Origin of the sequence: Paenibacillus glucanolyticus (assembly GCF_037333485.1) — a bacterium.
Classification (GTDB): Bacteria; Bacillota; Bacilli; order Paenibacillales; family Paenibacillaceae; genus Paenibacillus_AQ; species Paenibacillus_AQ glucanolyticus.
In genome coordinates, this window is the sequence record NZ_CP147845.1 from 1339791 (window position 1) to 1353515 (window position 13725).

18 protein-coding genes are annotated in these 13725 nt (G+C 45.9%); all 18 read left to right on the forward strand.

Annotation, left to right across the window (positions count from 1 at the left end):
* Positions 1 to 56 precede the first annotated feature (56 nt).
* The 18 genes from WDY75_RS06520 to WDY75_RS30710 all read left to right on the forward strand — a co-directional run bounded on the left by WDY75_RS06520 (position 57) and on the right by WDY75_RS30710 (position 13716).
* Positions 57 to 1040 (forward strand): hypothetical protein, encoded by a 984-nt coding sequence (locus WDY75_RS06520; protein WP_338841980.1) that lies wholly within the window; start codon positions 57 to 59, stop codon positions 1038 to 1040.
* A 14-nt stretch (positions 1041 to 1054) separates the two neighbouring features.
* Positions 1055 to 1474 carry a hypothetical protein gene (locus WDY75_RS06525; RefSeq protein ID WP_338841981.1) on the forward strand — a complete coding sequence of 140 codons (420 nt, stop codon included), beginning with the start codon at positions 1055 to 1057 and terminating at the stop codon, positions 1472 to 1474.
* Between the two features lie 35 nt (positions 1475 to 1509).
* Positions 1510 to 2469 (forward strand): Mu-like prophage major head subunit gpT family protein, encoded by a 960-nt coding sequence (locus tag WDY75_RS06530; protein WP_338841982.1) that lies wholly within the window; start codon positions 1510 to 1512, stop codon positions 2467 to 2469.
* A gap of 78 nt (positions 2470 to 2547) precedes the next feature.
* Entirely contained in the window at positions 2548 to 2760 is a 213-nt protein-coding gene (locus WDY75_RS06535) for a hypothetical protein (protein WP_338841983.1), read from the forward strand.
* A complete protein-coding gene (locus WDY75_RS06540) occupies positions 2747 to 2899 on the forward strand; it encodes a hypothetical protein (RefSeq protein WP_338841984.1) in 153 nt (50 codons plus the stop codon). The genes WDY75_RS06535 and WDY75_RS06540 overlap by 14 nt, the downstream gene beginning before the upstream one ends.
* Positions 2868 to 3284 carry a head fiber protein gene (locus tag WDY75_RS06545; protein WP_338841985.1) on the forward strand — a complete coding sequence of 139 codons (417 nt, stop codon included), beginning with the start codon at positions 2868 to 2870 and terminating at the stop codon, positions 3282 to 3284. Before WDY75_RS06540 ends, WDY75_RS06545 begins: the two co-directional genes overlap by 32 nt.
* 31 nt (positions 3285 to 3315) lie before the next feature.
* Positions 3316 to 3897: a hypothetical protein gene (locus WDY75_RS06550; RefSeq protein WP_338841986.1), complete on the forward strand. Its 582-nt coding sequence runs from the start codon at positions 3316 to 3318 to the stop codon at positions 3895 to 3897.
* 4 nt (positions 3898 to 3901) lie between these two features.
* Positions 3902 to 5842, forward strand: coding sequence for a glycosyl hydrolase family 28-related protein (locus tag WDY75_RS06555; protein WP_338841987.1), 1941 nt, complete (start codon positions 3902 to 3904; stop codon positions 5840 to 5842).
* A gap of 69 nt (positions 5843 to 5911) precedes the next feature.
* Entirely contained in the window at positions 5912 to 7009 is a 1098-nt protein-coding gene (locus tag WDY75_RS06560) for an acyltransferase (RefSeq protein WP_338841988.1), read from the forward strand.
* A 90-nt stretch (positions 7010 to 7099) separates the two neighbouring features.
* A complete protein-coding gene (locus WDY75_RS06565) occupies positions 7100 to 7657 on the forward strand; it encodes a hypothetical protein (RefSeq protein ID WP_338841989.1) in 558 nt (185 codons plus the stop codon).
* On the forward strand, positions 7654 to 9054 hold the full coding sequence (locus WDY75_RS06570) for a hypothetical protein (RefSeq protein ID WP_338841990.1): 1401 nt from the start codon (positions 7654 to 7656) through the stop codon (positions 9052 to 9054). The genes WDY75_RS06565 and WDY75_RS06570 overlap by 4 nt, the downstream gene beginning before the upstream one ends.
* Before the next feature lie 12 nt (positions 9055 to 9066).
* Positions 9067 to 9765, forward strand: a complete 699-nt coding sequence (locus WDY75_RS06575) for a hypothetical protein (protein WP_338841991.1) — start codon at positions 9067 to 9069, stop codon at positions 9763 to 9765.
* Positions 9766 to 9822: 57 nt separating this feature from the next.
* Complete coding sequence (locus WDY75_RS06580; protein WP_338841992.1) at positions 9823 to 10365, forward strand: hypothetical protein; 543 nt, start codon at positions 9823 to 9825, stop codon at positions 10363 to 10365.
* 67 nt (positions 10366 to 10432) lie between these two features.
* Positions 10433 to 10753 (forward strand): hypothetical protein, encoded by a 321-nt coding sequence (locus WDY75_RS06585; RefSeq protein WP_338841993.1) that lies wholly within the window; start codon positions 10433 to 10435, stop codon positions 10751 to 10753.
* Positions 10750 to 11241: a hypothetical protein gene (locus WDY75_RS06590; protein WP_338841994.1), complete on the forward strand. Its 492-nt coding sequence runs from the start codon at positions 10750 to 10752 to the stop codon at positions 11239 to 11241. Before WDY75_RS06585 ends, WDY75_RS06590 begins: the two co-directional genes overlap by 4 nt.
* Positions 11242 to 11246: 5 nt before the next feature.
* Positions 11247 to 11591 (forward strand): hypothetical protein, encoded by a 345-nt coding sequence (locus tag WDY75_RS06595; RefSeq protein WP_338841995.1) that lies wholly within the window; start codon positions 11247 to 11249, stop codon positions 11589 to 11591.
* Between the two features lie 86 nt (positions 11592 to 11677).
* A complete protein-coding gene (locus WDY75_RS06600; RefSeq protein WP_338841998.1) occupies positions 11678 to 13324 on the forward strand; it encodes a hypothetical protein in 1647 nt (548 codons plus the stop codon).
* A 170-nt stretch (positions 13325 to 13494) separates the two neighbouring features.
* A complete protein-coding gene (locus WDY75_RS30710) occupies positions 13495 to 13716 on the forward strand; it encodes a transglycosylase SLT domain-containing protein (RefSeq protein WP_409348317.1) in 222 nt (73 codons plus the stop codon).
* The last annotated feature ends 9 nt before the right edge of the window (positions 13717 to 13725 follow it).

A 13725-nucleotide genomic window follows, 5' to 3' on the forward strand; every position in this document is an offset into this window, starting at 1 on the left:
AATCCCCTGGCCTATTAATTTCTGCCGCCACCCATAGCGGAATAGGAGGATAACCCATGCTTGATGTAAATGACCCATCCACCAACCCAGGTGAGCAAGTCGAGTCTGCCCACCCACAGGCTGACGAGCAGGAACAGGAAATGAGAAGTATTTACGAGGCGTTCGATCTTCAGTATCCGGAGCCCGAATCGGAAGAAGGCGACGACGAGGATCCCCAGGATGAATTGGACGACGAGGAAGCTGATCCAGCCATAGACGGCGAAAACGGTCAACCCAAAGAGCCAAAGGGCCTCATCGTGAAGTATAACGGCCAGGATGTCCTAATCCCCGAGGAAGAGCTTGAGTCTCGAGCTCGGAAGGGCCTGAATTACGACAAGATCGAGGGTCGGGCGAAGCAATATGAAACGGCACTGGATCGACTAGCCCGTCATCAAGGGTATAAGGATCACGCCGATCTGATTGCTAACCTAGACAAGATCGAACAGGAAGCAGTCCAGCAACAGCAACATCAATTCGATCAGCTCAAAGCCCATCTTCGCCAAGAGGCGGAGGATGCTGGAATTGATCCAGATTCCATGGAGAAATACCTGGACAATCATCCGCTGATCAGACAGGCCAAAGATGTTATCCAACGCAGTGAGCAAGAACAGCAGCTTCGGCAGCAGGAACAAACTCAGCAGCAGCTTCTGCAAGGCTGGGAAGACCTCTTCCGTAAATATCCGCAGCTGGCTGATCAAGTCAATCCGGACGGGGGAACAGCGCCGTGGTTAACGCCAGAAATGCATTCAAGGCTTGAGCGTGGATACGATCCGATCGATGCGTATGAATTGGTGCACCGGGATAGCTTGGTAGCCGAGGAGCGCAAGCGAACAGAACAATCTGTGCTTCGTAACCAACGCCTGAATAAACGGGCCATGGTGGAGACGAAAACGCCGGCGGATTTAGAGCCGGAGGTGCCGCAAGAATTGGCCGATGCGTTCAGTATGTTTGATCTTGACCCTTCAAGGGCTAAGAAATACTCCAAAAACTTTAAACGATAAGGAGGCGGTACACAATGCCGCAAGGATTCAGCTATGTATACAACGATTATGGTAAGGATCCCACGAGAATCACGGAATTCCTGATGACCGATAACGAGGCGGGTTATGCAGGAGAAGCAGTCAAGATCGTTTCCGGAAGAGTCACTAAGGCTGCACCTACGGATCCGATTGCCGGTTTCCTGACCTCAAATGTTGAAGCTGGTACCGACAAAGAAACAGAGATCATCTTGGCACGTGAGGGCGACTGGTATGAGGCCGCTTATTCTGGTACGCCTGCAGCTGGTTTTGTTTCTGGTGTCGCCGGTGTCGTATTGGCTGCCGACGGCTTGTCGATCAATGCAGCCACGGTAACCGGTGGGGCCGTTTCGGTGCTATCTATTAATTCGAATAAGGGGACTGCGCGGGTTAAGGTCAAGAACCGCCAGTTTTCTTAAGCGATACTATCATAAGAGATTAGGAGGATTACACTATGCAAACAAAACTTAAATGGGACCCGAAAGTCCTTGAACCAATCTATAAGGAATTGTATTCCTTGGCTATGAAGGATAAGAAGGACTACATTCCTTTGATGTATAACGTAACCAATTCGACGAAGGATCGAGAGTCCTATGCTGGCGCTGGCGGCGAGGGCTTGATGGAAGAATGGGGCCATTCGAACAACCAGGTATTTTATGAAGACATCGATCAGTTGTGGGAGAAGGTTGTCAAGAACCGTAAGTTCTCAGATGGCCGTATTATCGAACGCGACTTCATCGATGATCTGAAACTAACCGAGATCAAGCGCCGGATCACATCCCTGGCAGATGCTGTATATAAGACGCAGCAGCTTCAAGCGGTGGAGTTCTTGAATAATGCCTTTGTTGCTAAAGGTCCAAACTGGCGCGGGCGGACGGACTCATATATTGGTCCGGACGGTAAACCACTGGTATCCGATGCACATCCATACAGCCCGAAAAATAGTAAGGATGTGCAGTCTAACAAAGGCGACAAACCTTTGACGATTGACTCCTGGGATGAAACGGCTGTGGCCATGCAGGAATGGGTCGATGACAAAGGGAACCCGATGGCTGTTATTCCGGATACTCTGATTGTCGCTCCGTACAATGCCCGTGCCGCTTTCAAGATTGCCGGGCTTCCAGACAAAGATCTGCCATCCTACGAGCCTGGTAGCAATCACTTTGATGCGAACATGTATCAGGGGCACATCAAAGTGATTGTTAATCCGTTCATCAATCCTTCGAAGCGTAAAAACTGGTTCGCTGCGGACTCGGCAAGATTGAAAGAGTTCAATACCTGGCAATGGCGCCGTAAGGTAGATAACGGCACGATGACCGACTTTGATACTGAGGTGTCCAAGCATAAAGCAATCGGCAGATGGGGGTATGGTTTTATCAACTACTCCTTCATTTACGGTCACGAAGTACAATAATCAGATGGCGGGGGCCTAGGAGCTCCCGCCTTTATTAACGAACACTACCACCAAGAAATTAATGAAAGGTGATGAACCATGAATCCCAACATTGTTGATCATATCGGTAGTAAGGTAACGGTCTGGACGAAAGACGGTAATGCTGCAGATAACCGTACCCTTCATACTGTCGATGAATTTGGAGTTGTGATATCCAATTACCAAGGAAAGCAGACCTTCATCCCGTGGATCCAGGTGAAGTATATCGATTATCCGGAACTTACAAGTGGTGATGCTTGTGTACAGGGATGAACTAGATGCGCTGAACGGCATCTATGCCGAACAGAAGCGCACGAATGAATTACTGGAACAACTGCTTAACGAGCTGAACAAACCGCAATCTAATAACCGAGGTGATAATGATGCAGATACCAAACACGAGAATGCCTGATTTCTATCAAGTTATCCCTGCTGCAGATGCCCCGAGTCTGCCTCACGGAAGGTATCCGAGTTATATCGTGTTTCTGGACGAGGAAGGAAATCCGATCGACATCGGAGGAGGCGGAGGACCTGTGACGGTAGCCTGGGGAGATGTGTCTGGAAAGCCTTCTACCTTCCCACCAACGATCGGAACTACAGCCAGTACAGCAGCTGCCGGAAACCATACTCATGCTGTGGCAAACATCACAGGCCTGCAGGCTGCACTTGATGCCAAGCTGACAGGAACTAAAGCACCCGCGCAAGCGAATAGCACCGCTACGGACGTTGCTGGACTTGTAGCAGATTTTAATGCGCTACTAGCCAAGCTTCGCACAGCCGGAGTGATCACGACCTAGTGATTTCAATCTATAAAAGGGGTGGAGAGGTATGCTGCTGAGAGATGTGGTTGAGGAGATCGCTGAGAAGGCGCCTAACTTCCTTTCTCCCGCTTCTATTGTGCGGAAGGTAACTCAAGTCCGTGATCGATTAATCCGGCAGCCAGGCGGTGCACAGCAGCAGTCTGATACGGTGTGCACCGGTATTGATCTCAGGGCTGGTCAAGCACAATACATTCTACCCTGCCCTCCAGGTAACGTGGTGGACGTTGATATTATGTGGGACGGAGAGTGGCGGAGGATCCCCTTGCGGCAGTTTAACCAGAGATCCATCAAGCCCTACTATTATTTCCAGGCGGGTGTACTGGGACTGGTTCCGAATCCAGAAGAGGATTGCGTGATGGGGTTGAAAGTGTTTCATACTCCGGTTCTACCTGAACTGAGTTTAACGGATATGAATGGGCCTACTGCTTTCGATCCGGATTACGACATGGTTCTGGTTTATGGGGTCTTGCGAGAGATCACCAGCGGAAGGGATGCTCAGGAATTTGACGCCAAGTATCAGCAGCTCCTGAGTGATTACCAATCAGCTAATTCAGGCTGGGAGCGATATTCGATAAACGAAAGATGGTGAGACTATGAGAAGTAGGTTCCCTTGGCGTGATACAAGTGAAGATATCGCGGAGCAAGGACACCCACAGTGGGAAACACCAGGCGGTGCGCAGCTAAAAGCGGACAAGGCGGAGCAGAATGCGAAGGAGTATTCCGATTCTAAGCTATCCGCTCACATCGGTACTGGTGGATCCGCTCATGCGTTAGCTGTTTCGGGTGGAAATGCAGGGTTCATATCTGGGAGCGATCAAGCTAAGCTAAATGGAATCGAGCCAGGTGCTGAAGTGAATCAGAATGCGTTCTCGACTATAAACGGTATATCGGCGTCCGTAAAGGAAGACACCATAAATATTGAGGCTGGAGTCGGTATCACAGTCACACCTGATCCGGTTAATAAGAGAGTAAGAGTTACAGCTACCGGAACAGCCACACCTGGCATACATGGCATTGAGCATACAGGAGATGGGAGCGATCCGATCCCCGAGGCAACAGAGACTGTAAGCGGATTGATGAGTGCTATCGATAAGGTTTCTCTAGATTCGACTGTAAAGAGTCTTGCTGAGCTTAAGGTGCATACACCACGAGTCTATAATGTCGTAGAATATGGGGCTGACCCTAATGGGACAAATAACAGCACGACAGCTATTCAAGCTGCAATAGATGAGGCTTACGCAAATGGGGGCGGTATCGTCTCCTTGCCTCCTGGAACCTACAAATTAGAAGCCTCAACTTTAGGACTGACGCTTTGGAATTACGGGGTGTCGATCGATACCAATACTGGTTGCTTAGTGTTACGAAATGGGGTCTCTCTTATGGGATCTGGAATTGGCGTAACAATATTAAAAACACCGCCTGAATTAACATCTATATTTTTAGCAAATGGAAGTAATACAACTATTAGCGACTTAGAAATAGACGGACAATGGGTTTCAGCAGGAGCAGGACACGGGATTTTCCAATGTCTCGTTGAAAATAATAATGATTCTGTAATAACTGGGTCACGACTTCGTAACCTGAACATCCACCATGTCGGTAGCTATGGTATAGGAATGGAGAACGGGGCGCTTCAGGATGTTGTGATAGAAAACATACACACTTATTATACTGGTGCTGATGGGATTGATATAAAAAATAGAAGCACGATAATTGAAACTAGGGGGATCACACTTAAGGGGATATACGTCGACACCTTTGGCGTGAGGTCTAATTTAGACGGCCAAACCGGCTTAGATATCCGTGGAATCGTGGATGCATCTGGTGTTCAGGTTGTAAACGTTGGTCGTTCCGATGTTTCTCAAATTGGCATTAGGTTTCGGACCCTTTCACTTTCTGTGGGAGCGGAATATTGGGGGAGAAGAAGTTCATTATCAAACTTCTATATCAAGAGTAAAGACTCCATAGACACCGGGGTAGTTGGCGTTGAAATTGGAAGTCCTGATGTTTCTATAACTGGAGGGGTTATAGAAGATTGCTATGTCGGCGTTCTAAATTCAGGGAACGCAGATGGGGCTAGTAACAATTCTTCAATATCTCAGATTGTAGTAATAAATAGTGCTCTGTACGGATTTCGAAGTGGTTCGGGGATTAACAATACACGCTATATTGCATGTGTTGTTAAAGACTCCGCTACGGGATTTCGGAATGAAAGTAACAATACTATTTATATCGGATGTAGCACTACTAATACTACGACACCTCTTAATACGGCTAGTATTGCAAATCCGACCCAATTAACAATTGGTTGTAATTTTGGATTTGACTTTATCACTCTTAGCTTCGTAACAGGAGGTAGAGTAGCCGTTGAAGCAAAGGGGGGGTCAACGGATATTGACATCTCTCTTGCTCCGAAAGGAAATGGACTTATAAGGATGGGAACTCATACATCAACCGCGGATGCCGCGATTACTGGGTATGTCACTATAAAAGATTCTGGTGGTGTAACTCGGAAATTAGCAGTTATCAGTTAATATTTGGTTGAAAGATTTATCGACTCCTGTCATAATTTGTACCTGAATGTACATAAAAGGGGAGTCATAATGAAGAATAATTATATAACGGGCATCGATGGTTTGAGAGCGATAGCAGCACTAATTGTGCTCTTATTCCATTTCCAATCCCTATCAGGATATCAACCGCCAATCTTTCCGTGGTTCTTTGAAACCGGCTGGATTGGCGTTGATATATTTTTTACTATTAGTGGGTTTTTGCTTTTTTTACAATTTGCAAAAGCGCATAACGAAAAGAAAAAAGTTGATTACAGGAAATATTTTAAACGGAGATTTTTGAGAATACTCCCAGCCTATTATCTGAATTTATTCGTCTTACTTACATTGTTTCACATATCGTTTTTAGTTAAGGTTGAGAACCTTGACGACTTGTTTCAACACTTGTTCTTCTTGCAAGGATTCTTTATAGACTCAGCAAAAATTAACGGTGTATTATGGACCCTTTGTCTCGAGATTCAATTCTATATTTTATTGCCATTTATTTATCGTTTTTTTGTTGGTAACAAGTGGATATTTAGTTTGATAATAATGATCATTGTAGCTACGGTATATAAGGTGTACATGATCAATTTAACAGATGGAATAGAGGATCATACCGTTAGACAATTTTATTTGCGCCAGTTACCTTCAGTTATCCATCAGTTTGGAATAGGAATGGCAGCCGCTTCTATTTTTGTTAACAGACAATATCAAGGATCTAGTAATAACCGCTTTTCGATGTGGAGTGGATACTTAGGTATCTTGTTAATATTATTCATGATGTGGTTTGTTTCCGATATAGGAGGGACTGCATATTGGAAAGGTCATAATCTTTTGGGTTATCTTCCTTTATTAACTCTTAGTGGATTTGTTAGTTTAGGTGCCGTTTTAGTTATATGGTCATTATGTAATAGTGAAAATTTGCTAAGCAAATTCTTCTCCACACGAATTATGGTTTTCTTGGGAGCAACAAGTTATGGCATATACTTGTGGCACCTTCCCATTGGCAATGCTCTACTCAGAAATATAAAATATACAGCAGAAACAAAATTTGTTTTACTAATCATGATTGGCACTGCTTTATCAATTGCTTGGGCTGCTTTATCCTTCTACTTTGTCGAAAAATCATTTCTAAAGAAAAAAGATTAACGAGAACCGCGAGGTAGTACCTTGATAAAAAAATGGATGTACTTGTGAAAATGCACATTTAAGGAGTGTCTTTATGACTGGAGGTTAAACATGAATATAGGAGAGATCGTCAAACAGGCAGATATTCTTGTTCCGAATGAGGTCTCATCTGCAGATAAGGTTTTGCAGCTGAACGCCATCAACCAGGATTTCTTCAATGTGGTGAAGATACCCAAGATTGCTCGGTTCTCCTGTGCAGCGGCCCAATCGGATTACGCGCTTCCACCAGATGTTCGGCTGAAGAATATCGATAAGCTCTTGGTGGGGATGTTCCAATATCAAAGCCTGGATCGGGAGGATGTTACGCCTGCGCAGAATGCTTACTCCTTTGATGACCAAACCCATACGCTTTCTTTATTCCCTGCACCCTATACGGATCTGCAGGGATTTTTGCGATATCGCCGGATTGGAGCGACTGTTTTTGTTCCGGCCAATTTAGCTGCGGTACCAGACGCACCGGAAGAGTATCACTGGACCTATGTTCCTGCACTGGCTGCCTATCTGGCCCACACTCAGGACGATAGCGTAAAGGCGGCCAATTTTGAGAGTCAGTACAAGGCTGCATGGAATGTTGCAGCACAAAATTATCAAGCAGGTGATTCGGAATGAAGCCTGTTCAATATAATCAGCCGAACTATCAAGCCCTTCCCGGGCTATCGCAGCCGATCCCCATCCGGGATTTTAAGGGCTTGAATTCGTTTGATGCTCTATCTATCCCGGATAACTTTTTCACAGATATGGAGAATATGACTAGTGACGATTACCCGGCCGTTTCGACGAGACCGGGTTATTCTGTTCTCGGTTCATTTGGATCAAGGGTCCTCGGAATGGGCGTGTGGAAAGATCGGGAGTTGCATGCAGTATTCAATGATGGCTCTTGGAGACGCTGGAACGGAGGGTTTTGGACTACGCTGGCCAGCGGACTGAGTACATGGGCCGATTGGTCCTTTACAAACTTCCAGGGAAATCTTTCAGACGTGAACCTGATTGGCTGTAACGGTGTGGATCCGGTGAAGAAATACGATGGAAGCACCGTGTCAAACTTGAGCGGAGCCCCTTCCAATGGGAAGTACATGACCACATACCAGAACCGTCTCTGGTGTGCGGTGGATAATGAGCTATGGGCTTGTGCACTGGATCAACCTGATCGATGGGATAAGTTTACGGGGAACAAAGATGATAGCTATAGGCGACAAATGGAATCTACGCGAGGCGAGCAGATCAATATGCTGACTGGGAGCCTGACCAAACTGACGATTGGCATGCCGAACAGTCTTCATGAATTATATGGGGCGCTTCCTGAAGACTTCACAACCAAACTAATTACCGAAGATATGGGTGTATCCAATCATAAGAGCGCCATTACCCAAGAAGGGTTTATGCGCTTCATGCACAAGGTTGGAATATTCGAATATGGCGGAGGTGTACTGCCGAATAAATCCTTTTCGGATATCATTGGGAAGTTTGTGACAGGGGTCACTGATATGAGTGTAGCTGGTTCGGACGGTACGAAGCTATATTTCAACCTATCGCCCGATAGAATGCTGGTCTATGATCCGAGACCAGGCGTACAGGCGTGGAGCATCTGGAGAGGCATTCATGCGATGCAGTTTACGTCCATGCAAAATCAACTATACATCGGGGATGCATACGGCCGTGTTCTACGATTGGAGGGCTCGACAGATGTAGGGAGTCCTATTCGGTGGTCGGCTACAACGAAGCCTTTTAATGGCGGTTCTATCGCTCAGAAGATGCGTTGGTATAAACTCTGGATGGTCGTAGAGTTGACCGGGAACATGGATATCCATCTCTCACCTTCAATTAGCGGTGAGGATTGGACTCTGGTTCAGTCGATTTCCGGCAGCAGTTCGCCACAAGTACGGAGGGTCATCATACCGGTATCCAAGTTCGCACGTGAAAATTGGATCCGTGTAAGATTCTCCGGTACTGGCTGGGCTAGGATACATGAGTTCACAAGACAAACACGGCAGCTGCCGCTTTATTAGGAGGTTAATTTCATGGCCTTATGGAGTGATACCCCTCGGATTAGTGCACCACCTAACACACAGGACATTGGGCAAGTATTGTCATATGTTAAAGACTTGGCAAATACAGTGGCCAAGATGGCAAAGGATTTGGAATTTCTCGTGAATGGTAATCTGGATGCCAATAACATTCGGGCCAACAGCATAGAGACGAAGAATCTTAAAGCTAACTCAATTACGGCAGAAAAGATTCAAGCTGGCGCAGTTACGGCGGATAAGATTACAGTGAATGAGCTGTCTGCCATTTCAGCGAATCTTGGTCATATTGTGGCTGGTCTCATCGAGTCCGTAGAAATATTCGGCTCGTACATCGCCACCAGTTACGGCTCCTTCCCATTTGTGGAGATGAGTAATACAGATAATATGTTCGGGGCGTATAAGAGTGGCGATAACGCCATACAAATATACAGCCCTGTTGAAAGACTTTCTCCAGTGATCCGGTTTACTGCAAATGGTATAAACTCTTTTTTGTTCTATGATCCATCTGACAATACCTTTAGCGTAACCAGTAGCTACGCAAATATTGACATATCAACGCAGGGGGATCTTCACTTGTATGCAAATTTAGTACGGTTATCAGGGTGGAATTCACTCTGGAGTAATGGAGAGGCCAGGACTTTAAGAGATGAACTAGATGAGATAGATCGTAGGTTGAGAAGTTTAGGAGGGTAGTTAACTTTACTGCTATCCTGTGCTATATTGGATAAAATTGGTGAAAGGGAGATTGCGGTGAAGAAAGTATTTGTCGGGATCCTGATCGGTTTACTCCTCACTGTATCAACCACAGCGCTTGCAAGTGGGGTTAATAATCTGATAGGTAAAAAGGTTGACGGCGTTAAAAATGTTACCCTGAACGGAGAGACCATAGGTCAAGCAGTCATAATTCAGGGAAAAAGTTATCTACCAGTGAGAGAAGTGGCTAATGGTTATGGAAGTGCAATCGAACTAGAGAAGAGTGGTGAGATTTCATTGAGTTCACCTGTTGATAATAATTCCAGTTCAGCGACATCCGATGTAGATGCAATCAACAAGAAAATCCAAGATAAAAAATATGAGATTGATCGAACCAAATCTGAAATAGCTGGTTTGGAAAAGCAAGCCGCAGAACTCAAAGAAAGAGTTGATCGGAATGCCGAACAAGGAGTCATTGGGGTTGCAGACAACAATTACGCCGTTATTAATAACGCATTAAACAAAGCCAAAGACAAATTAAGTGTTCAAGAACAAGAGCTTGCCGATCTCGAAGCACAATTGGCTGCGCTGCAGGAATAAGAAGTCTTTCAAAGTCCCCTAAATAATGGTATAGTATAATTCAAAACCTTTGATAGGTGGTAAATATATGCAAGATGATAGAGTAATCCGATATATTGATACCGAAAGCAAAGACTATGTCAGGGCTTATGCAAACACTACGATCACAACGTTAAGCCCTTATAATGACGTTGTGATCGATTTTTGCGAAGAGACTTTAATGCCTTACTTAATAGTTGAGAGACGGCTTAATCCGAATGTGAAGTCGGATGTACTGTTCAGCCACGAGGAAAATGAAATAATGGTGGAGCGGCAAAAGAAATTTTCAGTAACCATGAATCAAAGCCAAGCGTTAAAGCTCGCTGAGTGGATATTTGAAAATTGTCAGGAGGACGGTGATAGAGAATGACAGTCGAGAATACAGTGAAGGATTACGCCACCCATAACGGACCTACAGCTGAACAATGGGCAGTTATAGGGGCCAAGGCTAGGATAACACTGCATACCGAGGTATCATCTATCAGCAGTCATGGCAATTTCAGCATAAAAAGTGACGAGAAGGATCTGATCAGTTTAGATCTTCTGGAATTAACCAATACTGACTCGCATAATGATAATGTGGGTGGTGAGGTTGAAATGATGGATCTGATTGGAGAAAAACTCTGTAATCTTCCAAATGCTAAAGAAGTCTATTGTTATCCTGCTGGTAATGATCATGTCTTTTTGGTCGTCTTCGAGGAAGATAGAGATGACTTGAGCAATTTAATTGCAGAGGTGCAACTGGATTTGCTTGATGCATATCCGGATGAGTACTTTGAGGTCCGTTATTCAATCTTAAACCGCTTTTCAGTGGACTCGCTCCCTAAAAATGCAAAGCAAATTTTAGAAAGGGCGTAAGTTCCATGCCGGATTGTAAGCAGCATCAGGATAAATCTACATCCAATCTTGAGGTAGCAACGGCCTTAACCACTCTAGAAAAAGTCCCGAATGATTGGATCGTAACTCTTTACTTTTACACAGCGCTCCACTTGGTCGAGAAGAAGCTGGCGGACAAAGCGATTCACTCTGAAACGCATTCAATTCGATTTAGAAATATTCGCCAACATCTAAGAACTATTTTTATCGAGTATCAGGCACTTTATAATGAGAGCTTAGAGGCTCGTTATAATTGCACTGAGATGACCCCAGGTAAGGTTAATAACGCTAAACAGAACCTGGATAGTATTACCCAAAAATTATCTAGCTAATAACGGGAGTCCCTTTGGACTCTTTTTCTTATTTATGGGCTCTCAATCGAGGGTCCTTTTCTTATGTGAAGAAATGGAGGTGTGTTATGGCAACCTACGATTACGGCATTAGGCAAGGACTGAACAGCAAAGGCGTGGGTAATGGTCGGATCGGCTACTCCAATGGTTACGTTACGGTAGATGGTAAAAACTTCATGAAAGCTGATTATAACAATAAGGGTACGGCTTTAACGAATCAGCAGAACTTCAAAAACGCCTGGAACAGCTTTAGCCCAGCAGGAAACATGAATATGCAAAAGACAACGAGTCCGTTTGTTCAGGCCGCCGCGAATGTAAATAGCAACCCACAGCCTACCAATACGCCTACGCCATACACTAGCCCAACAGAAAATACGCTGAACCGTATGAATGATTTCATCAATAACATGGGCGGCTTTCAGTTCAAAGCACCGGATCCCTTCGAATATAATCCGCAGTCGGACCCGGCCTATCTTTCTCAACTGGCAGAGGCCAAGCGAAATATCGCAGACCAGCAGGTGGACACAAACGCTGTACTCCGGGCACAGGGGCAAGGGAAGTCTTCTTATAGTGAGATAGTCCAGAATCAGATCGGCGATAAGACGCTGGCCAGCTTAGCGGATACACTTGTTCCGCAGCTTATGAACCAGGCTTATCAGCGTTATAACGATGATGCAAACCGGTCGCTACAGGTCCAGCAAATGAATTACGGCACCCAGCAGGATACACTCGCTAACCTTGGAAACTTGTACGGTTTGCAGCATCAGGAGTACTTCCAGAACCCGATTGAGGAAGCTCAGCTGACTGGCAACTACCTTCCGAATGAAGCGAAGCAGGCAATCAGCAATCTGTTGGACTTGAAACGCCAGGCAGAGACAAAGGGTATCTCGCGTGAAGATCGAGCAGCACTCAGCCAACAAGCTGACGGGATCCGATCACAGCTTCAAGCACTTGGTATAGACCCAAGCTTCTACGGGGCTGATGTGAACTCTAAACAAGCTAGTCAGAATAATCCGGCATTGAGGACTCTACAAGGGCAACAGATGGATATGCAACGTCAATCCGCAAATTGGGACGCAGCTCGAGGCGTATGGGACGCAACAGGGCGACTGGTCAGTCCGCAGTCCGACTGGTCAGGACTCATCCGACAGGCGCAGAATGGCAACACCCCATTGACTATGGCGGCCCAGCAACAGGCATTCAACAATAATTTGACGATAGAGGAATTCGCTTACCAGAAGGCAAGGGATTCGATCAGCGATCAGCAATGGCGGGCGAAGTTTGATGAGGATGTTCGTCAGTTTGGCTTGAACTACGCGATGGCCGAGCTGCAGGAGCAGAACCAACAGGCCTACCGCGAAGCACAAATTGGCCTGAGCCAAGATGATAGCGCACGGGCTTGGGCTCAGCTCGATTATGAAATGTCTAACCCATCTGGTGAGTCTGCTTCTGGTGGATTGTCCGCTAACCAGGTGCTGCAAAGCATGAAGAGTCTGTATACGGATCCGGTTTACACTACGGATGAGTTTGGCAATCAAACGAAATCAGGTTCACAGATCACGAAGGATCAGACAAAACGTGAGCAGATGTTCCTGAATGTCGTTGACTCAGGACTGAGTGATGCAGAGACTAATCAAATCTTGAATTCGCTCGGCATGACCAAGTCTGAGATCGACAAATTTATGAAAAAGTATGGGGCTTCGTCGGGAAACTGAGTAGCCCCACCACCGCATCAAATGGTGTTGGGGCCTACAAGAATTACTATAAAGCCGAGCGAGATGCCAAAGCCAACCCGAAAAACTACAACGCGGCCAGTACTTCAATCAGTAGGGCGATTCAAGACCTTGGCCTGCCTAGCAGCTGGCTGCAGCCGACGCTTGAGCTCGTGGCCAGAGAGTCCAGCTTTAACCCAACAGCGAAGAATTCCAAGTCTTCTGCAGCTGGGTTATTTCAATTCCTTAACTCGACTCGGAAAAACTATGGCGGCAGCAGCGTGAACTGGGAGGATCCATATCAGCAATCGCTTAAAGGCCTCCAATACATTAAAGATCGATACGGTAATCCGGTAAAAGCACTTGAGCATTGGGATAAAAAGAAATGGTATTAAGGCGGTGGG